Here is a 20,539-nt window from a genome sequence, read left to right as displayed (position 1 = left end):
CTTCAATCAATATCTTTTGCAGATTTTTAATCTATAAAATTCATAAAATATGACATTTTATAGAGGGTGGCATGACGGCGGCGCTGATCAAGGAACGCTATTACATACTGACTCCGCTGTCGCTTCTCCTGGGAGGGCTGGTGCTGATCGCCACCCTGTTGCTGGCGGCAGCCAGCTACCTGAGCAGCATCGACAAGACGGTGGCGGGTTACGGTCACATGCTGGCTGCCCTCGACGCCACCCTGTTCCAGGACATGGCGCAGGACAACCGCCGCCAGCTTGGCGTGCTGGAGGCGTCCTTGGACAAGCAGGCCATCGCTGCCGGGGCATCGGCCATCAATCCCATCTGGCCCATTGCCCATCAGTTCAAGTACGACGCCCACTTCCTCTATTTCTACAATGCGCGCACCCATCGGCTCGACGGCTATCCCGACTGGCAGCAACCGGAGGGCTACCGGGCACAGGCGCGGCCCTGGTACCAGACCCTGTCCGGCGAGGGTGATGATCTCGTCTGGTTCGGTCCCTACCCGGAGTTCGATTCGGCCCGGCAGGTACTGACTCTCATCAAGCGGGTCAAGGATGATGAGGGGCAACTGCTTGGGCTGCTGATGGTGGACATGTCGTTCAGCGCCTTGCAGGGGGCGTTGCACCGGGCAGTGGGTGAGGATCCGGTGGCCCTCTACATCACCGAGCGCAAGGGCGGCAAGCTGGTGGTGGGGCACAATTTGTCGCTGTTGCCGCCCCGTCTCGAGCGGGAGACGCAGGCGGCTGGGCTGGACGGGTTCTGGGAAGGACGCCATCTGCAACACGCTCTGGAGGGGATGGAGTGGGATCTCAACGTCTATCTTCCCCCCTCCCATTTTCATGAAAACCTGCAAGACACCCTGCTGATGGTGGTGCTGCCCGCCCTGGCATTGCTCTGCATCTGGCTGTGCAGCCTGTGGTTTCTGGTGCGGATCTTTCGTCAGGAGCAGGCGCTGGTGCAGGGCTCGCTCAGCGGCCTCATCCGGGATGAGGCGAGAAAGGAGATCCAGCGGCGTCAGCGAACCTGGTTCGTGCACGGCAGCCTGGGAGAGATAGAACAGGTGCGAGACAGCCTGCTGCAAGGGCAGGATGCCCTGCTCCACGACCCTCTCACCGGCATCCTGAACCGGCGAGCCTTCGATCAGCAGCGGGCGGGGCTGGAGCAGGCGGGGAGGCCCTACTGGCTGGTGCTGTTCGATGTGGACAACTTCAAGCGCGTCAACGACAGCTGGGGACACGGTGTGGGGGATGCGGTGCTGTTTCGGGTAGCCACCATCATGGCGAGAATCCTGGGGGATGAGCAGGTCTACCGCATCGGGGGCGATGAATTTGCGGCCTTGCTGCCCTGGGAGCAGGCGGAGGTGGAATGTCGCCTGACCCACCTGCTCGGTCGGGTGAAGGCCCTGAAATGGCGGGAGTTCGCCGACGCCATCACCCTGAGCGCCGGCGGCGCGCGCTATCCGGATGATGCCCTGACGCTGCTCGAGCGGGCGGATGCCTGCCTGTACGAGAGCAAGCACCAGGGGCGGGATTGCTGGCATCTGGCGGCGTCGTCGCCCGTTGACGGGGAGGTTGTGACAGTATCTGTCTGACGGTGATCGCTGCAAAAAAGGGCCTTTGGGCCTAGAAAAGGGTCATGACGGGGATGATTTCTCGTGTGACCTTTTTTTTTGATGTGGTTTCAGGTGGTTAGCCTGCTTTCTTGCATCGTGTCGCGAACCGGAGACAGGGAGGGCTGGCCGTGAGGTGCCCCTTGCGGCAGTGGCGCAGGTCAGGGGGCTTTGTATAGTGCAGGGAAAAATAATCAATCATCAGGTTTGACAGGAGTACCCCATGAAAATGAAACCGTTTGGCATGAGCGCACTGGCGCTGCTGGGGGCGTTGCTGTTGGGCACAGGACAGGTGCAGGCATCCGAGACCCTCAACACCATTCTCGGCGGCGGAGCCGGCGGGGTGGCGGGCACCATGATCGGCAAGGAGCTGGGTGGCGACACCGGCGCCCTGGTGGGGGCCGCCCTGGGGGGCGCGGCCGGTGGTGCGGCCACGGCCAATAGGGGCAACAAGAACGAAGCTGCGCTCGGCGGCGCCGTCGGTGCCCTGGGCGGGGCTGCCATCGGCAAGAGCGTCGGTGGCAGCACGGGCCAGCTGATCGGCGCCGGTATCGGTGGTGCCGGTGGCTCCGCCATCGGAGCCAGGACCGGGGATGGTCACGAGAGCCGCGGCGATCGCTATTACGATGACAGGCGCTATCACAAGCACCACAAGAAACACAAAAAGCACCGCAAGCACAGATGGCATGACGACTGATGCCGCGGCAAGCTGACCGACAAAAAGGGGCCCTTGGCCCCTTTTTTGATCCCGCTGCCGGCCCGTGAGGGGCGGCGAGCGGCCTCTTACACCAGCCGGTGCTGGCGCCTGCCAAGGGAGAAGGCGTTGATGTTGTCGATGAGCTGATCCGCGAGGCGCTGCATCGACTCTTCGCTGGCCCAGGCCACGTGGGGAGTCAGGATGAAATTGGGGTAACGCAGGGCCTGCATCAGGGGGTGATCCGGAGGCGGCGGCTCGACACTCGCCACATCGAAACCGGCGCCCCCCAGACGGCCGTTGCCGAGGGCTTCGAGCAGCGCCTGCTCGTCCACCAGGCCGCCACGGCCCACGTTGATGAGCAGGGCGCCCGGTTTCATCAGGGCCAGCTCCCGCTCCCCGATGAGATGGCGGGTGTAGGGGGTGAGCGGGCAGTGCAGGCTGATCACATCCGAACTTTGCAACAGGGCATCCAGGGGCAGTCTGTCGTCATCCCCCGGGGAGCCGACCTGGCTCTGGGCATAGTAGACCTCCATCCCGATGGCGCTGGCCCGCTGTCCCAGTGCCTGTCCCAGGGTTCCCTTGCCGATGATCCCGAGGCGCTTGCCATGCAGATCCGTGATGGGGTGGTCGAAGAAGCAGAACTGGCCGCTTTGTTGCCAGCGCCCCTCCAGCAGGGACTGGCGCCAGGCGAACAGGTTGCGCGACAGGGCGAGCATCAGGGCCATGGCGTGCTCGGGGACGGAAGGGCCCGAGTAGTTGCGGATATTGCACACGGCGACATTGGCGGCGCGGCACGCCTCCAGATCCAGGTTGTCGCTGCCGGTGGCGGCCAGAGCGATCAGGCGCAGTTCGGGCAGCTGGGCCAGTTCATCGGCCCCGATGCGCACCTTGTTGATGATGGCGATGCTGGCGCACTTGAGCCGCTCCACCACCTGATCCGGCGCCGTGGTCGGGTAGCTTTGCCAGTGATGGGGAAAATCGGGGCGGCGCAGATTGATGCCGGTGTCCAGGGTGTCGCTGTCGAGAAACACGATTTGCTGCATGAAGCCTCCTGCCATTGGTTCGGACATGATGCCAAACATGGAGGGCGGCTGACCAGCGCGGTGGCATCGGGTCAAGTCCGATGGGGAAGGCAAAAGGCGGGTGGCTGTGCCTCGGAGGGACTCAGATCCAGCCCAGGTGCGTCAGCCAGCCCTGGATGCGCCCCGGCGTCTCCTCCAGATCCATCAGGGCATAGGGGCGGTAGTTGAGCTTGTGGCTGCGGCGGCTCTCGCTTCTGCGGGCTTCGGCCGCCAGCAGGGGCCAGCGTCCTCCCTCCTCCTGATAGAGATCCAGGGTTGGGATGCTGCCCTGGGCTATCTGCTTGGCGAGGGTCTGGTTGCTCAGCTGGTTGGGGAAGAAGCCGTCGAGCAGCACCAGGGCATCGGGGGCGGGCAACTGTTCGCTGGCGATGAGGTTGGCGGCCCAGGCGGCGCTGGTACCCTGGGCCAGCAGCAGCTTGAAGCCCCCCTCCTGCAGCTTGGCATCCCCCAGCTTGCTGATGCGGGAGGCAAACTGCTTGCGAAAATCGTCGATGACCTGCTGTTTCTTCTCGGCGGCGGGGTCGAGCTCGGTCTGCTGCGGCGAGGGGAGCAGCAGCAGGGTATCGAAACCGAGGCGCCCCAGCTCCCGGGTCAGTTGCCACAGCTGGCCGCTGCGCTGCCAGTCGGGCAGCAGGATGACCAGACCCACGTAGTTGTCGCTGTCGTGCTTGGCAAACAGTACCTGTTGCTTGTCCACCCTGGTGCTGTCGGGTATTTCCTGCCAGTCGCTGCTCTGCCAGTAGTCGGGAGGAACCAGGGGGGCTGGATCCGGGGCGGCGCCTGACGGTGCCTGCCCGGCGCCGTGGGCGGCAAAAGCAAGCAGGGTCAGCAGCAGATAGGGGCGAAATGTCATGGGGGATCCTCCAGCACTCCCTCATAGCGGCCTCGCCGGGGGTTTCTTTAGGGCAAGGGGGCACATCGGCATCGGCGGTGGCGAAGAGGGTCTGACCGGCGGGCCGGACACGGGGCCGGGATTGTTCCAAATGGCAAAGCATTCCCGGTTTTGATTGTTCCATCCTGTGACCCATACATGGTTCAGTAAGGGCAGGCAGACAGGGGGCCGGGGCATGTCGCCACTGGCCGCAGGCGGAGAATTCTCCCCCCTGTCTCGTCAGAACGAGAGGTTCACCCTCACTTTCCATCGACAGGGAGCGTTATCGCCATGAGCACCTTGGTTCACTTGCCCATCCTCGACCTGAGGCAGCTGGATGCCTCGCCCGACGCTCGGGCCGATTTTCTGGCATCGTTGCGCGATGCCGCGAGAGAGACGGGATTTTTCTACCTGACCGGCCACGGCATCGATCCCGAGCTGCAACAGGAAGTGCAGCAGCTGTCGCGGGCCTTCTTTGCGCTACCTCTGGCGGCCAAGCAGCAGGTCGCCATGATCCACTCTCCCCATTTTCGTGGCTACAACCGATCGGGGGCGGAGCTGACCCGGGGTCAACCCGACTGGCGAGAGCAGTTTGATATCGGTGCCGATCGCCCTGCCTTGCCGCGCGCGGCGGGCGACCCGCCCTGGTGGCGGTTGCAGGGGCCGAATCAGTGGCCGGAGGCGCTGCCGACACTGCAACCCGTGCTGACGCGCTGGCGTGGGCAGATGACCCGCATGTCCCGTACCCTGCTCGGGGCTTTTGCCGAGGCGCTCGCACTGTCGCCAGATGCCTTCGATGCCCTGCACGGAGAGCGTCCGAACGAACATATCAAGCTGATCCGCTATCCCGGTGAGCGGGGCGCCACCCAGGGGGTCGGTCCCCACAAGGATTCGGGCTTCCTGAGCTTCCTGCTGCAGGATGACCAGCCCGGCCTGCAGGTGGAGGTGGCGCCGGATCACTGGATCGACGCGCTCCCGCTCCCCGGCACCTTCGTGGTCAACATCGGTGAGCTGCTGGAGCTCGCCAGCAACGGCTACCTGCGTGCGACCGTGCACCGGGTGGTGCCGTCGGCGCCGGGGCAGGAGCGTCTCTCCATCGCCTTCTTCCTGGGGGCCCAGCTCGACGCTGTGGTGCCCGTCTATCCGCTGCCCGAGGCACTGGCCCGTGAAGCCAGGGGGCCTGCCACCGACCCGCACAATCCGCTGCTGCGGGAGGTGGGCTGGAACTACCTCAAGGGGCGGCTGCGTTCCCACCCTGACGTGGCATTGCGCCACCATGCCGATCTGTTGCCGGCGCCCCGGGCGCTGGCGGTCGGCGAAACCACCCATTGATTGCATGGCAAGGAGCACAAGATGAACAAGCACGGACTGTTTTCCCTGAGCGGCCTGGTATTGGCCCTCGGACTCTCTCTCTCCGCCCAGGCAGCCCAGGCGCTGCGGGTTGCCGCGGATCCACTGCCCCATGCGGATATCCTCGGCGAGGTGAAACGCCAGGACCCTTCGCTGGATCTGCAGGTGATCGAGCTCAGCGGCGGCATCAATGCCAATGCCCTGTTGGTGGCGGGTGATGTGGATGCCAACTACTTCCAGCACGTCCCTTACCTGCGGGATCAGGAGAAGGCGCTCGGCACCGAGCTGGTGGTGGCCGCGACCGTACACGTGGAGCCTCTTGGCATCTATTCGAAGAAGTTCAAGCACCTGAGGGAGGTACCGGAAAAGGCGGTGATCGCCCTGCCCAACAATGTCACCAACCTGAGCCGGGCCCTCTATCTGTTGCAGCACGAGGGGCTCATCACCCTCAAGGCCGGCCATGAAGATCCGGCGCGGGATCTGGCGACGGTGCACGACATCGCCACCAACCCCAAGGCGCTCAAGATCCTGGAGATCGAGGCGCCGCAGCTGCCGCGCTCCCTCGACGACGTGGATCTGGCGGTGATCAATGGCAACTATGCCCTGGAGGCGGGGCTGGAGCCTGCTCGCGATGCCCTGGGGCTGGAGAGCGCCCAGAACAATCCCTACGCCAACATCCTGGTGACCACCCCGGCGCTCAAGGATGATCCGCGGATCCGCCAGTTGGCGCGGGATCTGGAGTCCAGGGCGATCGCCGACTTCATTCGCAAGAGCTACAAGGGGTCGGTGATCCCGGTGGCCGGGCGGCAGTCATGATAGTGCTGGAGGGGCTCGGCAAGCAGTACCCGGGGCACGGGCAACCCGCTCTGGAGGGGGTGTCGCTCGAGATTCCGGATGGGGCCATCTACGGCATTCTCGGGCGCAGCGGCGCGGGCAAGAGCACGCTCATTCGTTGCCTCAATTTGCTGGAGCGGCCAAGCCGGGGCCGCATCCTGTTCGATGGCCGCGACATCACGGCCCTGGAGGGGGCGGCCTTGCGCCGCCACCGTCAGGGGACCGGCATGATTTTCCAGCACTTCAATCTGCTGCACGCCCGCAGCGTGGAGGAGAACGTGGCGGTCCCGCTGGAAATCGCCGGTGTGGCGCGCCGGGAGCGGGCTGCCCGGGTCAGCGAGCTGCTGGAACTGGTGGGGCTTGGCGAGTACCGTCGCGCCTTTCCCTCCCAGTTGTCGGGGGGGCAGAAGCAGCGAGTGGGCATTGCCCGCGCCCTGGCCGCCAATCCGCGCCACTTGCTCTGTGACGAGGCGACCAGTGCCCTGGATCTGGAGACCACGGAGTCGGTGCTGGCGCTGCTTGCCGACATCAACCGCCGCCTCGGGATCACCATAGTGCTCATCACCCACGAGCTGGAGGTGGTCAGGGCCATCTGCGATCACGCGGCATTGCTTGAACGGGGTCAGCTGGTGGAAAGCGGCGCTCTGGGCACCCTGCTGGCCAACCCCGACTCCCGTGTGCGGCAGGCCCTGTTGCCGGATCCCGAGATCCTGCGGCGTTTCATGGCGCGTCACGGAGTCACAGAGGAGGTGCGTTTATGCAGAGTCGCCTGAGTGTCGATGCCTTGCTCGAACTGATGTATCAGGGGTCGCTCGAAACGCTCTACATGGTGGGAGTGGCAGCCGTGTTCACCCTGTTGCTGGGGCTGCCGACCGGGGTGCTGCTGGTGGTGACCCGTCCCGGGGGCGTGCTGCCCTTGCCCCGTCTCAACATGGTGCTGGGGATCGGTATCAACATCGGGCGGTCGCTCCCCTTCGTGGTGCTCCTGATCGCCCTGATCCCCCTGACCCGGCTGGTGGTCGGCACCTCACTGGGCAGCACCGCCGCCATCGTCCCCATCACCCTGGGGGCCTTCCCCTTCTTTGCCCGGGTGGTGGAGAGCGCCCTCGATGAGGTGGACAAGGGGCGCGTCGAAGCCGTGCTCGCCATGGGGGGCAGCGGCTGGCACGTGGTCGTCAAGGCGCTGCTGCCCGAGGCCTTGCCGGCGCTGCTGGCCGGACTCACCCTGACGGTGGTGATGCTCATTGGCTTCTCCTCCATGGCAGGGGTGGTCGGTGGTGGCGGGCTCGGGGATCTGGCGATCCGCTACGGCTACCAGCGCTTTGATGACAAGGTGATGGCAGGGACCGTGGTCATGTTGCTGCTGCTGGTGCAACTGGTACAGGGGGTGGGGGACAGGCTGGTGCGGGCACTGGCCCATCGCCGCTAGGGGCACGGCTTCTCATCAGGCCGGCCGTGAGGTGCCAGCCAATAAAAAAGCGAGCCTTGGCTCGCTTTTTTTGCAATCACATCAAGGGGTCAACTTAGTTGACGCGACGCTTGAATTCACCGGTACGGGTGTCGATTTCGATCTTGTCACCGATCTCCACGAAGGCGGCAACGGCCAGCTCGTAGGAGGTGCCCTTCAGGCGGGCAGGCTTGGTCACTTTACCGGAGGTGTCGCCACGGGCGGCCGGCTCGGTGTACTCGACTTCACGCACGATGGTGGTCGGCAGTTCTACGGAGATGGCTTTCTCGTTGTAGAAAGTCACTTCGCAGAGGTCTTCCATGCCGTCTACCAGGTAGTTCAGGGCATCACCCAGGTTGTCTTTCTCGACGTCGTACTGGTTGTACTCGGTGTCCATGAAGACATACAGCGGGTCGGAGTAGTAGGAGTAGGTGCACTCTTTACGCTCCAGCTGAACGACTTCCAGCTTGTCGTCGGCCTTGAAGACGGTCTCGGTGGCGCTGCCGTTCAGCAGACCCTTCAGCTTCATCTTGACCACGGCGGAGTTACGGCCGGATTTGTTGAATTCAGCCTTCTGGACCACCATCGGCTCGGTGCCGATCATGACTACGTTACCAGCGCGGATTTCCTGTGCGGTTTTCATGTAAAAAATTCCTGTTCGTGAAACGGACGGATAAAAACTGCCAGATTATATACGGCTTTCTAAAAATTTCACCAACCTCGTGACGAGATCCCCGTCCGCCAGCAGCCTCTGTGGCCAGGAGCGCCCATGTTGCTGCCATTTGGCCGCGTATTGCGGCCATTGTGCCCAGAGTTCACCGGTGTGTTCCCCCCGGTTGAGGGCATGGTTGAAGCGACGCAGCCACTGACCGGCCGGCGCTGGCAAGGGGGAGAGGTAGTGGTCGAGAAAACCGTCCAGCTTGACCATGTGGGCATCCTCTTCCTGCTGGTAGATGTGCCAGAGGAAGGGGCGCCCCGCCCACTGGGCCCGCACGAAGGAGTCCTCCCCGCGCACCAGGTTGAGATCGCAGCTCCACAGCAGGCGATCGTAGCCCCTCTGATCGGTCATCGGCAGCAGCTTGATGGTGAGGTTGCCCGCCTGGAGCAGATCTCCGGCCCGGGCACCGGGAATGGCCTCTGCCAGCCCTGCGCCGATGAGCACGTCGTCGAGGGAGCGCCCCAGCGGCAGCAGCAGGGTGACGGGGGTGACGCTCTGGCGCCAGCCCTCGGCCAGGCTCCTGAGCGCCTCGCTCTCGTAGGTAAAGAGGCTGACCCGCAGCTCGTCTTCTCGTTGGGGTGGCAGGCCGAGGCTGGCCCAGTAGGCGGCCAGTCCCGCAACATCCTGTTGCCAGCGCTCGCGCTCGACGATGAGGCCTCGCTCGCACAAGAGGCCGCCCGTTTTCTGCGTGAAACCCGGGAAGAAGAAGTACTTGTCGAGGCGCTGGCTGCCGACCTGCTGGGGCGAGGCGAGGCCATGGCAATCCTCGACCCAGCTCTCGGCCGAGAGGTATTCGAGGTTGATCCAGCAGGGGGGCGTGGTCTGCTCGGCCATGCGTTCGATAAAGGGGGCGGGCAGCTCGCAGGCAAACGCCTCGATGACCACCCTGGCCGGGGTCATGTCGGCGGGGAGGCGCTCGTGCCAGTGCTGGACATAGATGCCATCGACCCACTGACCGTCCTGTGCGGGGTCGAGCGCCCGGCAGATGCGGGCGAAGCTAACCAGATCGTCCACCCAGAGCCGCACCTGCACCTCACTCTTCTGCGCCGGGAGCGCGCCTTCCTGTTTGAGCTGGCGGGCGAGTCGCCAGGTGACGCCGATGTCACCGAAGTTGTCGACGACGCAGCAGAAGATGTCCCAGTCGAAGGGGGGGAGAGGGCTTGTCATGGCGCGGGATCCCAGATGCAAAAAAACCGGTGCGCAGGGTAGCACACCGGTTGGTCGGCTTCTAACCGTCAGCGCGTGACGGGGTCTGTGGCAGGTTACTCCTTGCCGTAGACGTTGTTCTCCTGCTCGCGCACCCGGATGAAGGTGGTGCGTTTGGTGAGCTCTTTCAGCTGGCTGGCACCCACATAGGTGCAGGTGGAGCGAACCCCGCCCAGGATGTCGCGCACCGTGTTCTCCACCGGACCGCGGTAGGGCAGCAGCACGGTTTTGCCTTCGGAGGCGCGATACTCGGCGACACCGCCGGCGTGCTTGTCCATGGCGCTGGCCGAGCTCATGCCGTAGAACTTCATGAAGGGCTCGCCATCGACCTCGACGACTTCGCCGCCGCACTCTTCGTGAGCGGCCAGCATGCCCCCCAGCATCACGAAGTCGGCGCCGCCGCCAAATGCCTTGGCCACATCCCCCGGGCAGGTGCAGCCGCCGTCACCGACGATCTGGCCGCCCAGGCCGTGGGCCGCATCGGCACACTCGATGATGGCGGAGAGCTGCGGGTAGCCGACCCCGGTCTTGACCCGGGTGGTGCAGACCGAGCCCGGGCCTATGCCCACCTTGACGATGTCGGCGCCGGAGAGGATGAGCTCCTCCACCATCTCGCCGGTCACCACGTTGCCCGCCAGGATGACGTGGTTCGGGCAGGCCTCGCGGATCTTGCGCAAAAACTCGACGAAGTGCTGGGAGTAGCCGTTGGCCACGTCCACGCAGATGAAGCGCAGGGCGCTGGACATCGCGAGGATCTGGCGTGTCTTGGTGAAGTCCTCCTCCGAGGTGCCGGTAGAGACCATCACATGGCCCAGCAGGGCCGGGTCAGTCTCATTGACGAAGGTTTGCCACTGCGCAAGGCTGTAGTGCTTGTGCACCGCCGTCATCATCTCGAAGCTGGCCAGGGTACGCGCCATGGCGAAGCTGCCGACGGTATCCATGTTGGCGGCGATGACGGGCACGCCCTGCCATCGGGTCTGGGTGTGCTTGAAGGTGAACTGGCGGGTCAGGCTGACTTGGGAACGGCTCTTGAGAGTAGAGCGCTTGGGGCGAAACAGGACATCCTTGAAACCGAGCTTCAAGTCTTCTTCGATACGCATTGCGAATTCCTTATTGAGCCTTGTGTGAGAGCTCACTTTGCAGTGGCAACTTTTCGGCAGGCGCAAAAAAACCGGTGGTTTTCAGGCCCTCCGGTTTACAGCAGTGTAGGCAAAAATCCCGTCAGAACAAGACTGATAATTCACGCACCGCTGTGGTAGCCTTTGGCGTCACAACCTGAGGATGGCCGCCAGCGTCATCCAGCACCCTGTTCTCCCCTCGTTTTCCTGCTGCATTCCCCACTCACGCGCCGTGCCCGGCATGGATTGTCGCCTGTTGGCACCGCGTCCAGAGCCCGTTCCCCTGCGCGCCAGAATCCGGTTGACCCGGCAGTTGGCTGTGATACATCTGGGCGCAAGACTGACAAGGCGAGAGAGCAAGATGGGCAAGAGAATGGTGGCGGCGGCCATGATGTGGGCGCTGTGCGGCAGCGCGATGGCGGCCCAGACCAGCTATGGCTGGATCGAGAAGGGGGTGCTGATGCCCTACGGGGTGGCGGTCAAGATGAAGCTCGATACCGGTGCCCTCACTTCGTCGCTGGATGCCCGCGACCTGAAGCATTTCAAGAAGGATGGCAAGCCCTGGGTGCGCTTCAACCTGGTGCTGACCGATGCCAATACCGACAAGGTGGTGCGCCGGAGCGTGGAGCGACCGGTGGAGCGCAGCGTGACGGTGCGCGGGGCGGGCGGCATGGAGCAGCGCCCGACGGTGACCATGTCCGTCTGCGTCGGGGACCAGGTCTACAAGGAGTGGTTCACCCTGCGGGATCGCAGCAAGATGATCTACCCGGTGCTGCTGGGGCGCCGTCTGCTGGCGGAGCTGGGACCGGTGGATTCGAGCCGGACCTTCACGGTACAGCCCACCTGCGACTAGGGTGGTGGTGCCATGAAAAACGGGGGCGTGGCCCCCGTTTTTCATGGCGTGCGCAAAGGCTGACCCGTCATGCCTGGCGCGAGGCGGGCAGCAGCACGCTCACTTCGAGCCCCCCTTCAGGCCGATTGTGAATGTCGAGATCCGCCCCGTGAAGCTGGGCGATGCGCGAGACGATGGCCATGCCAAGGCCCACGCCATCCCCCTGCTGGGGATTGACCCGGAAGAAGCGCTCGCACAACCGGGAGAGGGCGGCGGTGGGGATGCCGGGGCCGTTGTCCCGCACATCCACCCGGATCCGGTTGCCCACCTGGCTCACCACCACGGCGACCTCGCCGCCCACCTGGGTGTAGCGCAGCGCATTGTCGATGAGGTTGCCGAACATCAGCTCCAGCAACATCGCCTGTCCCATTACCTGCACCTGTTCGGCGCCCTCCAGGGACAGCTGCTGATCCTTTTTCAGGGCGATGGGGGCCAGGGTCGCCAGGGTGCCCTGCAACAAGGGGAACAAGGGAAGGGCGGTGAGGGCCGGGCTCTGCTGGTTGTCGATGCGGGCCTGGGTCAGCAACTGGCGGATAAGCCGGTCGCTGCGATCGAGGGCCAAGAGCATCTTTCGCAGGGCCTGCTCCCGGCTCTGATCATCCTCGGCCGTCATGGCGTTCTCGCTGTGGATGCGCAGTACCGCGAGGGGCGTGCGCAGCTCGTGGGCGGCCTCGTTGGTGAACTGTTTCTCCCGATCCAGAGTGTCAGCGAGGGCGTGCATCAGCCGGTTGATCTCCCCCACCAGCGGCGTCAGCTCCTCGGCCTTGATGGCGAGATTGAGGGGGCTCAGGTTGGCGGGATGACGCTCGCCGATGGCTTGCGCCAGCTGGTGCAGCGGTGACAGCCCCCGGGTGATCAGCCACCACAGCAGACCGAGCAGGAAGGGCAGGGTGATGAAGAGGGGCAGCATGGTGAGGGTGGCCATCTTGCTGGCCAGCTCGCTGCGTTCGTCATCCCGCTCCGCCACGATGAGCCAGGTCTGTTCACCTTCGTTGTAGAGGGTAAAGGTGCGCCACTCGTGATGATCCTTGGTCTCGCTGTTGAAGCCCCGCTCCAGGGTGGTCAACGGTTGGGCCGGGGCATTGGGCGAGCGCAGCAGCACGGCGCCCTGCTCGCTCAGCAACTGGAAGTAGAGGTTGTGCTCGAATTCATGGCCATAGGGGGTGAACTCGTTGTCCTGGCCGAACTGGAAGAAGCCGCCCTTCTCGATGTGGGGCGTCTCGGGGACGGCCTGCACCCACTCCTGGTACACGGTGCCGTTGCGCGGCAGCTCGCCGCTCTGCTTGAGATAGCGGCTGAGCAACTGGTTGGTGATGCGGGCGGACTGGGCGAGACGGGCATCAAACAGCTCTTCCATTTCGTGGTTGGCCTGCAGGTAGCCGATAAGGCCGCTGATGGCGAGGCTGAGGCTGACCAGGGCCAGGATGCCGGAGAGCAGGAAACGGCGGATGGAACGGACACGGCTCATGGAGCGGAGGCTCCTCTTGCGCCCTGGACGTCGAGCTGGGGCACGATGTAACCGACACCGCGAATGTTGCGGATGAGCTCGGGGAAAAATTTCTTGCGCAGATGGTGAATGTGCACCTCCACCGCGTTGCTCTCTGCCCCCTCGTCCCAGCCGTAGAGGCTCTGTTGCAGTTGATCCCGGCTCAATACCCGGCCGCTCTGGGTGATGAGCTCCTGCAACAGCTTGTACTCATGGGGGGTGAGCTTGACCGGCTCGCCCCGATAGGTGACCTGTTGTGACGCGGGGAAGAGCTGCAGCTCCCCGTACTCCAGCACCGCCTGGGCCTGCCCCTTGCTGCGCCGCACCAGGGCGCGCAGCCGGGCGTTGAGCTCCTGCAGGGCGAAGGGTTTGACCATGTAGTCGTCGGAGCCTGCATCCAGCCCCAGTACCCGGTCGTCCAGGGCATCACGGGCGGTCAGGATGAGCACAGGCAGGGTCTGCCCCTCCCGGCGCAACTTGCGCAGCAGGCTGATGCCGTCGATGTCCGGCAGGTTGAGATCCAGGACAAGGGCGGCAAACTCCTCGCTCTTGAGCGCCGAGAGGGCCGGCATCCCCTGCTGGAGCCAGTCCACCGTGTAGCCGCTGCTGCGCAGGGCATCCACCATGCCGTCTCCCAGCATCACATCATCTTCCACCAACAGGATCCGCATTGTTCTCTCCCTCAAACGACACTGCCCACCAGTATGCAAGCTGGTGGGCAGAGTTGAAATAGCACACTGTGCTGCTTGTGTTTACAGCTTGGCGAGACGCTCGCGAATTTCCATTCTACGGCCCTCGTCCGCCACCTCGCGGCCAGGGCGCGCCGGGGCGGCCAGGGCCTTGTCCAGATAGACCTTCGCCTGTGCCTTGTCACCCTGATCCAGCAGGAAGTCGCCGTAGAAGAAGTTGGGGTCGATGCCGGTGGGATTGATGGCCAGCGCCTGCTTGAGCAGCTTCTCCGCCTTCTCGTCGTCACCAAAGCCCACCGGCCAGCCCGGCACCTGGTAGTAGAGGGAGCCCAGGCTGGTGTAGGCCGAGCCTTCCAGCGCCTTGGGATCCTGCTTGATGGCGATCTCGAGCTTGGCCTTGGCCTCCTTCACCAGGCTCAGGGCGCCGAGGCCGCCCTTGGCCCCCGCCCAGGTGCTCTTGACGATGGCGGACCAGATCAGCAGATCGGTGCGAAATGCCTCCTTGGCGCTTGCCTCATCGGCCTTGGCACTCAGGCTCTCCAGGCAGCTCTCCTTGGCGTTGCCGGTCTGCTGGTACTGGCAGTGGGCCCACTCCTGCTGAATGGTGGGCAGGGCATCGGCGGCCTGGGCCAGACCGCTTGCCAGCATGCCTCCCAGGGCGAGCAACAGGGGGCCGTGACCAAATCGGGGACGGAAAGTGGCGTGCTTCATCTCAATGTTCCTTCTCGTTTGTCGCACAGGCGGGATCGCTCCTGTGATCGGGGGCTGGGGAGGCGGTGCGGCGGGCGTGGCGCTCGATGATCGGGCGCTGCTTGGCCAGGGCCATGTCCACCAAGGCGGGCAGCAGGCCGTTGAGCCGCACAAAGAGCTTTTCCGGCCAGCCGAGCCAGCGGCGGCGTGTCTCGTTGCACAGGGCGATGACGGCCTCCTCGGCCACGTCCTGTGGGCTGTCGGTCCGGGTGCCAAGCTCGGCATTCATGGCATAGGCCGCCTCGGAATTGAGGTGGGTGCGGGTGGCGCGAGGGGCAAAGTGCAGCACCTTGATGCCGGTTCCCTCCAGCTCCCGCCCCAGGGACTCGCTGAAGCCGCGCATGGCGAACTTGCTGGCGCAATAGACGCTGTAGCCGGCAAAACCGATGGCCCCGAGGCTGGAGCCGATGTTCATGATGATGGCGGGCTTGCGCAGCCGGGGCAGCAGGGCCCGGGTGAGCTGGATGGGCGCCTCGACGTTGAGCAGCAACTGGCGTGTCACCTGCTCGCTGCTCTGATCTTCCAGCCAGGCGAACTGGTTGCATCCCGCACTGTTGATGAGCACGTCCAGCCCCTCGTCCAGGGCCGGATGTTGCAGCAGCTGCGCCCGCTCATGGGGAGAGCCGAGATCGGCCGTCACCGTCTGGTGGCGATCCGGATGAGGCAGCTCCCGGCGCAGGCGCTCCAGGGCGCTGGCCCGACGACCGTGCAGCAGCAGATGGGCACCCTGGGCCGCCAGTTCATGGGCCAGGGCTTCACCAATGCCGCCACTGGCGCCAGTCAGCAGTATGCGTTTGCCTTCAAGCTTCATTGGCAGGATCCCGTGAGCTGATAGAGCATGTCGCCATAGAGGCGGTAGACCACCTTGGCGGCGTGAATGATGGCGGCCTGATCGGCGGCATCTTCCACCCGGTTCATCAGGGATTCGAAGAATTTGAGGTGCTCCTGGTCCAGGGCCCCGTGGGAGCTCAGGTAGCTCATGGCCTGGGGCGGCAGACCCAGACCGCTCTTGAGCTGGTCGGCGACGGTCAGGGCGATGGCGACGCTGGTGCCTTCCAGCACCTGCACCATGCCGAAGAAGCCCATGGGGTTGCCGCGCTGGATCTGGTCGTAGAGGAAGGCCACCATCAGCTCGATGGGCAGGCCCGGCTGGCCGTGGCGCACCGCCTCGGCATCACCGCCGCAGGCACGGATGTCGTTCAGGATCCACTCCTGATGGCCGTACTCCTCGTCGATGTACTCCCTGATGGCGCCACGCACCCATTCGTACTCCTGCCCCAGCTTGCCGCCGGTGGCCATCAGGAGCGGCACCGTGTGGCGCACGTGGTAGTAGGCCTGTGCCAGGAAGGCGAGGTAGGTGTCACGGCTGATGTCGCCGCGGCGGCAGGCTTCGATGATGGGGGCGTTGAACAGGCGTTCGCGCTCGCAGGCGGTGGCTTGTTGCAGGGTCTGGTAGAAGCTCATGAGGTCTCTCCTGTGAGGCATTGGCTGATCTGCCGGGAAAAATGGTGATAAATCTCATTGCGACGGGGGCGCCCGTTGGCCGTCAGCAGGCCAGGGAGCTGATCCAGGGCGACCGGCAACCAGTGATGGATGCGGGCGTAATCGGGCAACTGCTGGTTGAGCCGGGCAATCTGCTCTGGCAATTGGGACTGGCTGCCCGGCAGCGGCTGGATAAGGGCCACGTTGGCGGGCTGACCGTCACCGAAGATGACGATGCGGGCGATGGCCGGGCAGAGCTGGGCCTGGGCTTCCACCCACTCCGGGGAGAAGTTGCGGCCAAAGGCGGTGATCTGCACGTTCTTCTTGCGCCCCGTGATATGGAGATAGCCCTCCTCGTCGATCCGACCCAGATCCCCTGTGGCGATCTGGCTGCCCGTCTCGCCCTCTTCTCCCAGGTAGCCCAGCATGGCGCTGCCGCTGACCATGACTTCGCCGTCTGCGGCGATCGTCACCTGGCAGTGGGGCAGAGGCAGGCCGACGCTGCCGGGACGATCCCCGTGGGGGCCGTTCAGGGCGACCACGGAGCCGCATTCTGAGAGACCGTATCCCTCGTAGACCGGCAGCCCCGCCGCACGGGCGTGAGCGATGAGTTCGGGGGCGACCTTGCCGCCGCCCACGGCGACGAAGCGCAGGGTGCCGAGCTGTGTCGCCAGGGCAGGGGTATTGAGGCACAGAGCCAGCAGCAGGCGCAGCAACTCGGGTACCAGCACCAGGCTGTGGCTGGGCCAGCGCAGCAGTGCATGGGCCAGGGCCGCAGGATCCAGCTTGCTGGAGCCCGAGAAGCCGAGTTCCCCCAGGGAGGGGATGCGGCTGCAGGCGCCGGTCAGCAGCGGTACATACAAGCCGGTCAGGTTCTCCAGCAAGGTGGTGAGGGGCAGCAGGGTCAGGTGCTTCTCAACCCGGGCAGGGGCCACCCGCAGGGCAAGGGATCCGCAGACCGAGGTCATCTGTTCCAGCGACAGGCAGACGCCCTTGGGTTGCCCCGTGGTGCCAGAGGTATAGGTGATCTTGGCGGTGCCCGCCGGCAGCTCGGGGAGGCGGGCCGGGATGCGGCGCCACAGGGGCACGGCCTGCTCATCGGGCCTGCCTGCCATGAGCACGAGGGGTGAGGCGGACTGCCACCCCTGGTGCTCCGGGCCGACCAGGGCGTCTGCTCCGCTGCTTTCCAGCAGCCACGTCTGCTGCGCCGGACTGAAGAAGTGGGGAACCGGGATGACCACGATGCCGGCCCAGGTGCAGGCGAGATCGATCAGTGCCCAGGGCAGGCCGTTGTCGAGTTGCAGGGCCAGGCGGCGGATGCCGGCCCCTTGCAGCACTCCTGCCAGTTGCTGGATCTGCTGCCACAGGCTCTGGTAATCCAGCTCACCCTGGCTGCCTAGCAGCGCTGGCTGGTGCGGGGTCTGGCTGGCATGGTGGGCGATGGTGTCGAACAGCGTCATTGTGCGCACCTCCTGTCGATGTCGGCATGGTTAAAAAGGCGGGGCATGGGCCCCAGCAGGTTGAGCAGCAGGCTGCTCTGTGCGAGTACCTCGCGCCCCTGGTTGATGTCGCCTGCCATCACCTTGGGCTGGCAGCGGTAGTATTCGCCCCAGGCGCTGGCATCCTCTCCCACCTGATGGGCCTGGGCGGGGGCCAGCTCCACCGGGTTGAGACGCAGGCGGGTAAAGCTGTTGCGCAGCTTGGCGGTGCCGGTGAACACCACGTAGTCCAGGGCGTTGTCACACAGCAGACGGCACAGCGCGGCAAACATCAGGCGGGCGTGACCCGGTTCGCTGCAGGCAAGATTGCCCACTTCGATGATGCGGTGGCGGGCCGGACGGACCCCGAGACGGGTCTCGATGGCGGCCTCGACAGGCTGCTCCAGATATTGCTCCAGATAGAGCGGTTGCTCGTGCTCGCCATGGCAGGCCTGGTTAAGGCCGCAGGCACCGACCAGCACGCCATCTGCCCGGTAGAGCCCGAGCTGGCAGGGCAGAAAATGGGGAATGCGGGCGTTGAACTCGAGGGTATAGGCGGCCTGGATATAGGTTTGCAGCGCCATGACCTGCTGCGGGGATTCGGCCAGGATCAGCCGGTAGGGGGCTTGGATCTCGATGGTCATGGTTGGCTCCTTCTCTTGCGATGGGATGAGAGTAAAAGGGCAAACTTAAGAAACCCTTAAGGCGCAAAAAAAGACGAAAAAAACTGGCGGGGGGTGAACGGGGGTCGATGGGGGCTCCAGACAAAACAGTTGCCAGCAGCGGGCGTGGCAGGCAATCTGCCCCGCTGTCGCCACCCGAGGAGCTGCCATGTCATCCCCTGTTCACTGTCCCCTGTGTCTCTCCCCTCGGCACCATGCCCTGCCGGTGGCGGGCAAGGGCTATTACCGCTGCCTGGCGTGCGAGCTGGTCTGGATGGACGAGGCGGACCACCTGGACGAGGGGGCCGAGAAGGCGGTCTATGACGGGCACGACAACCGGGTGGACGATCCCCGCTACCGGGCCTTTCTGATGCGTGCCTTTGGCGAGGTGCTGGCCCGGGTGTTGCCTCCTGCCAGCGGCCTCGATTTTGGCTGCGGCCCCGGGCCTGCCCTCATCGCCATGGGGCGGGAGGCGGGCTTCGAGATGGCGGGCTACGACAAGTTCTATGCCGACGACCCAGAGTGCCTGACAAGGCAATACGACTTCATCACCAGCACCGAGGTGATAGAGCACATCGCCACCCCCCGCGCCGTGCTGGACACGCTCTGGGGCTGCCTCAAGCCCGGCGGGGTGCTGGTGTTGCAGACCCAGCGGGTGCTGGGGGACGAGCGCTTCAAGACCTGGCGCTATCGCCACGATCCCACCCACATCGTCTTCTTCGCCGAGGCCTCGTTCCGTGCCCTGGCGGTCCGCTGGCAGGCAGAGGTCGAGTTTCCTCATGCGGATGTGGCGGTGTTCACCAAACCCTGAGCCGGGCGTTTTCATTTGGCCATGAGTTGGGCATGCTGGTGGCCTGATACCCAGGAACGGATGCCCCTATCTCCATGTCGATCCCCCACCTCTCATTGCAAGACGCTCGCCACCTGCAACTGGCGGCCCAGGGGCTGCTGACCCCGCGCCGCGCCAGAGCAACCCCCGCCGACCTGCTCGCCTGCATTCGCCGCATGGCGTTGCTGCAGATAGACACCATCTCCGTGGTGGCCCGCAGCCCCTATCTGGTGCTGTTCAGCCGTCTCGGCCACTACGATCCGCGCTGGCTGGAACAACTGCTGGCCGATGGTGACCTCTTCGAATACTGGGCTCATGAGGCCTGTTTCGTCCCCCGGGAAGATTACCGGCTGCTGCGCCATCGCATGCTGGATCCCGCCGCCATGGGCTGGAAGTTCTCCGCCCAGTGGCTCAAGACCCACGGCGGCGAGATAGCGCAGATAGTCGAGCGCATACGCCAGGATGGCCCGGTGCGGGCGGCAGACTTCGAGCGCAAGGGGGACAAGGGCAACGGCTGGTGGGACTGGAAGCCCGAAAAGCGCCATCTGGAGGTGCTGTTTACCGCAGGTCAGCTGATGGTGCGCGAACGGCGCAATTTCCAGCGGGTCTACGATCTCGCCGAGCGGGTCATGCCGGAGTGGAATGACGAGCGGGATCTGCCGAGTCCTGATCTCGCCCGGCGGGACATGGTGCGAGCCAGTTGCCGGGCGCTGGGGCTGGTCAAGACCGGCTGGGTGGCGGATTACTATCGCCTTAAACGGGGGAAATACGACGCCCTGCTCCACCAGCTGGCGGACGAGGGGGAGCTGTTGCCGGTTCGAGTGGAGGGGTGGCAGCACGGAGCCTTCGTTCACGCCTCCCTGGCCGATGAACTGGTCCGGGCCCAGGCGGGCTCCCTCAAGGCGAGCCACACCGCCGTGCTCTCGCCCTTTGACCCGCTGGTGTGGGATCGCAAGCGGGCCAGCGAGTTGTTTGGCTTTGACTATCGCATCGAGTGCTATACCCCGGCCCCCAAGCGCCAGTACGGTTATTTCGTGCTGCCGTTGCTGCATCGCGGCAAGCTGGTGGGCAGGATGGACGCCAAGGCCCATCGCAAGGAGGGGGTGTTTGAGGTCAAGAGCCTCTATCTGGAAGACGGGGTCAGGGTGACCCGGACCCTGGCCCAGGATCTGGGCAAGGCCATCCAGAAGCTGGCGGAGTGGCACCAGACCCCGCTGCTGCGTTATGGCAACGTTCCTGCTCCCTTGCTGGCCCTGTGGCAGGAGATATCGTCGCCTCTGTAGTCAAACTTACGGGGATTAATAAGCACTTGTT

General features: G+C 64.7%; 21 protein-coding genes. 9 read left to right on the top strand and 12 right to left on the bottom strand.

The annotated features are described in order from the left end of the window. The first annotated feature begins 71 nt into the window (after positions 1 to 71). Both AB5Y54_RS12460 and AB5Y54_RS12455 read left to right on the top strand, forming a co-directional pair. The gene (locus tag AB5Y54_RS12460; protein ID WP_109111897.1) at positions 72 to 1,616 is read left to right on the top strand and encodes a sensor domain-containing diguanylate cyclase; all 1,545 of its coding nucleotides are present in this window, start codon (positions 72 to 74) and stop codon (positions 1,614 to 1,616) included. Between the two features lie 241 nt (positions 1,617 to 1,857). Continuing rightward, positions 1,858 to 2,331: a YMGG-like glycine zipper-containing protein gene (locus AB5Y54_RS12455; RefSeq protein ID WP_039041096.1), complete on the top strand. Its 474-nt coding sequence runs from the start codon at positions 1,858 to 1,860 to the stop codon at positions 2,329 to 2,331. An 86-nt stretch (positions 2,332 to 2,417) separates the two neighbouring features. Here AB5Y54_RS12455 and AB5Y54_RS12450 read toward each other — a convergent pair whose 3' ends face one another. Then, positions 2,418 to 3,374 (bottom strand): D-2-hydroxyacid dehydrogenase, encoded by a 957-nt coding sequence (locus AB5Y54_RS12450; protein WP_039041095.1) that lies wholly within the window; start codon positions 3,372 to 3,374, stop codon positions 2,418 to 2,420. A 121-nt stretch (positions 3,375 to 3,495) separates the two neighbouring features. Further along, positions 3,496 to 4,266, bottom strand: coding sequence for a DUF3530 family protein (locus AB5Y54_RS12445; RefSeq protein WP_109111961.1), 771 nt, complete (start codon positions 4,264 to 4,266; stop codon positions 3,496 to 3,498). A 309-nt stretch (positions 4,267 to 4,575) separates the two neighbouring features. On the opposite strand from AB5Y54_RS12445, the gene AB5Y54_RS12440 reads away from it, so the two are divergent. Genes AB5Y54_RS12440 through AB5Y54_RS12425 form a run of 4 tightly spaced genes read left to right on the top strand, consistent with a single transcriptional unit; the run spans position 4,576 to position 7,897 of the window. Next, positions 4,576 to 5,616: an isopenicillin N synthase family oxygenase gene (locus AB5Y54_RS12440; RefSeq protein WP_109111960.1), complete on the top strand. Its 1,041-nt coding sequence runs from the start codon at positions 4,576 to 4,578 to the stop codon at positions 5,614 to 5,616. Positions 5,617 to 5,637: 21 nt separating this feature from the next. Then, entirely contained in the window at positions 5,638 to 6,450 is an 813-nt protein-coding gene (locus AB5Y54_RS12435; RefSeq protein WP_010673785.1) for a MetQ/NlpA family ABC transporter substrate-binding protein, read from the top strand. Beyond that, positions 6,447 to 7,241 carry a methionine ABC transporter ATP-binding protein gene (locus AB5Y54_RS12430; protein WP_109111959.1) on the top strand — a complete coding sequence of 265 codons (795 nt, stop codon included), beginning with the start codon at positions 6,447 to 6,449 and terminating at the stop codon, positions 7,239 to 7,241. The genes AB5Y54_RS12435 and AB5Y54_RS12430 overlap by 4 nt, the downstream gene beginning before the upstream one ends. Then, a complete protein-coding gene (locus tag AB5Y54_RS12425) occupies positions 7,226 to 7,897 on the top strand; it encodes a methionine ABC transporter permease (RefSeq protein ID WP_010673787.1) in 672 nt (223 codons plus the stop codon). The genes AB5Y54_RS12430 and AB5Y54_RS12425 overlap by 16 nt, the downstream gene beginning before the upstream one ends. A gap of 94 nt (positions 7,898 to 7,991) precedes the next feature. Here AB5Y54_RS12425 and efp read toward each other — a convergent pair whose 3' ends face one another. From efp to AB5Y54_RS12410, 3 genes are all read right to left on the bottom strand, one after another. Beyond that, positions 7,992 to 8,558: an elongation factor P gene (gene efp, locus AB5Y54_RS12420; protein WP_010673788.1), complete on the bottom strand. Its 567-nt coding sequence runs from the start codon at positions 8,556 to 8,558 to the stop codon at positions 7,992 to 7,994. A 45-nt stretch (positions 8,559 to 8,603) separates the two neighbouring features. Then, complete coding sequence (earP, locus tag AB5Y54_RS12415; RefSeq protein WP_368153880.1) at positions 8,604 to 9,800, bottom strand: elongation factor P maturation arginine rhamnosyltransferase EarP; 1,197 nt, start codon at positions 9,798 to 9,800, stop codon at positions 8,604 to 8,606. 95 nt (positions 9,801 to 9,895) lie between these two features. After that, a complete protein-coding gene (locus AB5Y54_RS12410) occupies positions 9,896 to 10,939 on the bottom strand; it encodes a GMP reductase (protein WP_049636557.1) in 1,044 nt (347 codons plus the stop codon). A 391-nt stretch (positions 10,940 to 11,330) separates the two neighbouring features. On the opposite strand from AB5Y54_RS12410, the gene AB5Y54_RS12405 reads away from it, so the two are divergent. Continuing rightward, the gene (locus AB5Y54_RS12405; RefSeq protein WP_041201491.1) at positions 11,331 to 11,810 is read left to right on the top strand and encodes an ATP-dependent zinc protease; all 480 of its coding nucleotides are present in this window, start codon (positions 11,331 to 11,333) and stop codon (positions 11,808 to 11,810) included. A 67-nt stretch (positions 11,811 to 11,877) separates the two neighbouring features. Here the strand turns inward: AB5Y54_RS12405 and AB5Y54_RS12400 are convergent, their stop codons facing one another. The 7 genes from AB5Y54_RS12400 to AB5Y54_RS12370 form a co-directional block, all read right to left on the bottom strand. Continuing rightward, the gene (locus tag AB5Y54_RS12400) at positions 11,878 to 13,317 is read right to left on the bottom strand and encodes an ATP-binding protein (protein WP_045525604.1); all 1,440 of its coding nucleotides are present in this window, start codon (positions 13,315 to 13,317) and stop codon (positions 11,878 to 11,880) included. Next, entirely contained in the window at positions 13,314 to 14,006 is a 693-nt protein-coding gene (locus tag AB5Y54_RS12395; RefSeq protein ID WP_041215642.1) for a response regulator, read from the bottom strand. Before AB5Y54_RS12395 ends, AB5Y54_RS12400 begins: the two co-directional genes overlap by 4 nt. 81 nt (positions 14,007 to 14,087) lie before the next feature. Beyond that, positions 14,088 to 14,735: a tetratricopeptide repeat protein gene (locus AB5Y54_RS12390; RefSeq protein ID WP_203762802.1), complete on the bottom strand. Its 648-nt coding sequence runs from the start codon at positions 14,733 to 14,735 to the stop codon at positions 14,088 to 14,090. 1 nt (position 14,736) lies between these two features. After that, the gene (locus AB5Y54_RS12385) at positions 14,737 to 15,585 is read right to left on the bottom strand and encodes an SDR family oxidoreductase (protein ID WP_039039562.1); all 849 of its coding nucleotides are present in this window, start codon (positions 15,583 to 15,585) and stop codon (positions 14,737 to 14,739) included. Next, positions 15,582 to 16,238: a TenA family transcriptional regulator gene (locus AB5Y54_RS12380; RefSeq protein ID WP_039039563.1), complete on the bottom strand. Its 657-nt coding sequence runs from the start codon at positions 16,236 to 16,238 to the stop codon at positions 15,582 to 15,584. The genes AB5Y54_RS12385 and AB5Y54_RS12380 overlap by 4 nt, the downstream gene beginning before the upstream one ends. After that, the gene (locus AB5Y54_RS12375; protein ID WP_201996329.1) at positions 16,235 to 17,716 is read right to left on the bottom strand and encodes an AMP-binding protein; all 1,482 of its coding nucleotides are present in this window, start codon (positions 17,714 to 17,716) and stop codon (positions 16,235 to 16,237) included. The genes AB5Y54_RS12380 and AB5Y54_RS12375 overlap by 4 nt, the downstream gene beginning before the upstream one ends. Then, a complete protein-coding gene (locus tag AB5Y54_RS12370; RefSeq protein WP_109111955.1) occupies positions 17,713 to 18,378 on the bottom strand; it encodes a thermostable hemolysin in 666 nt (221 codons plus the stop codon). Before AB5Y54_RS12370 ends, AB5Y54_RS12375 begins: the two co-directional genes overlap by 4 nt. Before the next feature lie 187 nt (positions 18,379 to 18,565). Between AB5Y54_RS12370 and AB5Y54_RS12365 the strand changes: the two genes are divergently transcribed. Both AB5Y54_RS12365 and AB5Y54_RS12360 read left to right on the top strand, forming a co-directional pair. Further along, a complete protein-coding gene (locus tag AB5Y54_RS12365; protein WP_103243584.1) occupies positions 18,566 to 19,207 on the top strand; it encodes a class I SAM-dependent methyltransferase in 642 nt (213 codons plus the stop codon). 74 nt (positions 19,208 to 19,281) lie between these two features. Next, positions 19,282 to 20,508, top strand: a complete 1,227-nt coding sequence (locus AB5Y54_RS12360) for a winged helix-turn-helix domain-containing protein (RefSeq protein WP_109111954.1) — start codon at positions 19,282 to 19,284, stop codon at positions 20,506 to 20,508. The last annotated feature ends 31 nt before the right edge of the window (positions 20,509 to 20,539 follow it).

The sequence above is a fragment of the Aeromonas sp. s9 genome (assembly GCF_040907765.1).
Lineage (GTDB): Bacteria > Pseudomonadota > Gammaproteobacteria > Enterobacterales > Aeromonadaceae > Aeromonas > Aeromonas caviae.
The sequence above is the reverse complement of the archived record's forward strand: the minus strand, read 5'-3'. Positions and strand labels throughout refer to the sequence as shown.

Coding starts and splice junctions, on each gene's coding strand:
- AB5Y54_RS12460 (WP_109111897.1), top strand. CDS start 72: ATGACGGCGGCGCTGATCAAGGAACGCTATTACATACTGACTCCGCTG.
- AB5Y54_RS12445 (WP_109111961.1), bottom strand. CDS start 4,266: ATGACATTTCGCCCCTATCTGCTGCTGACCCTGCTTGCTTTTGCCGCC.
- AB5Y54_RS12400 (WP_045525604.1), bottom strand. CDS start 13,317: ATGAGCCGTGTCCGTTCCATCCGCCGTTTCCTGCTCTCCGGCATCCTG.
- AB5Y54_RS12365 (WP_103243584.1), top strand. CDS start 18,566: ATGTCATCCCCTGTTCACTGTCCCCTGTGTCTCTCCCCTCGGCACCAT.
- AB5Y54_RS12370 (WP_109111955.1), bottom strand. CDS start 18,378: ATGACCATCGAGATCCAAGCCCCCTACCGGCTGATCCTGGCCGAATCC.
- AB5Y54_RS12390 (WP_203762802.1), bottom strand. CDS start 14,735: ATGAAGCACGCCACTTTCCGTCCCCGATTTGGTCACGGCCCCCTGTTG.
- AB5Y54_RS12380 (WP_039039563.1), bottom strand. CDS start 16,238: ATGAGCTTCTACCAGACCCTGCAACAAGCCACCGCCTGCGAGCGCGAA.
- AB5Y54_RS12450 (WP_039041095.1), bottom strand. CDS start 3,374: ATGCAGCAAATCGTGTTTCTCGACAGCGACACCCTGGACACCGGCATC.
- earP (WP_368153880.1), bottom strand. CDS start 9,800: ATGACAAGCCCTCTCCCCCCCTTCGACTGGGACATCTTCTGCTGCGTC.
- AB5Y54_RS12360 (WP_109111954.1), top strand. CDS start 19,282: ATGTCGATCCCCCACCTCTCATTGCAAGACGCTCGCCACCTGCAACTG.
- AB5Y54_RS12435 (WP_010673785.1), top strand. CDS start 5,638: ATGAACAAGCACGGACTGTTTTCCCTGAGCGGCCTGGTATTGGCCCTC.
- efp (WP_010673788.1), bottom strand. CDS start 8,558: ATGAAAACCGCACAGGAAATCCGCGCTGGTAACGTAGTCATGATCGGC.
- AB5Y54_RS12410 (WP_049636557.1), bottom strand. CDS start 10,939: ATGCGTATCGAAGAAGACTTGAAGCTCGGTTTCAAGGATGTCCTGTTT.
- AB5Y54_RS12385 (WP_039039562.1), bottom strand. CDS start 15,585: ATGAAGCTTGAAGGCAAACGCATACTGCTGACTGGCGCCAGTGGCGGC.
- AB5Y54_RS12455 (WP_039041096.1), top strand. CDS start 1,858: ATGAAAATGAAACCGTTTGGCATGAGCGCACTGGCGCTGCTGGGGGCG.
- AB5Y54_RS12405 (WP_041201491.1), top strand. CDS start 11,331: ATGGTGGCGGCGGCCATGATGTGGGCGCTGTGCGGCAGCGCGATGGCG.
- AB5Y54_RS12440 (WP_109111960.1), top strand. CDS start 4,576: ATGAGCACCTTGGTTCACTTGCCCATCCTCGACCTGAGGCAGCTGGAT.
- AB5Y54_RS12395 (WP_041215642.1), bottom strand. CDS start 14,006: ATGCGGATCCTGTTGGTGGAAGATGATGTGATGCTGGGAGACGGCATG.
- AB5Y54_RS12375 (WP_201996329.1), bottom strand. CDS start 17,716: ATGACGCTGTTCGACACCATCGCCCACCATGCCAGCCAGACCCCGCAC.
- AB5Y54_RS12430 (WP_109111959.1), top strand. CDS start 6,447: ATGATAGTGCTGGAGGGGCTCGGCAAGCAGTACCCGGGGCACGGGCAA.
- AB5Y54_RS12425 (WP_010673787.1), top strand. CDS start 7,226: ATGCAGAGTCGCCTGAGTGTCGATGCCTTGCTCGAACTGATGTATCAG.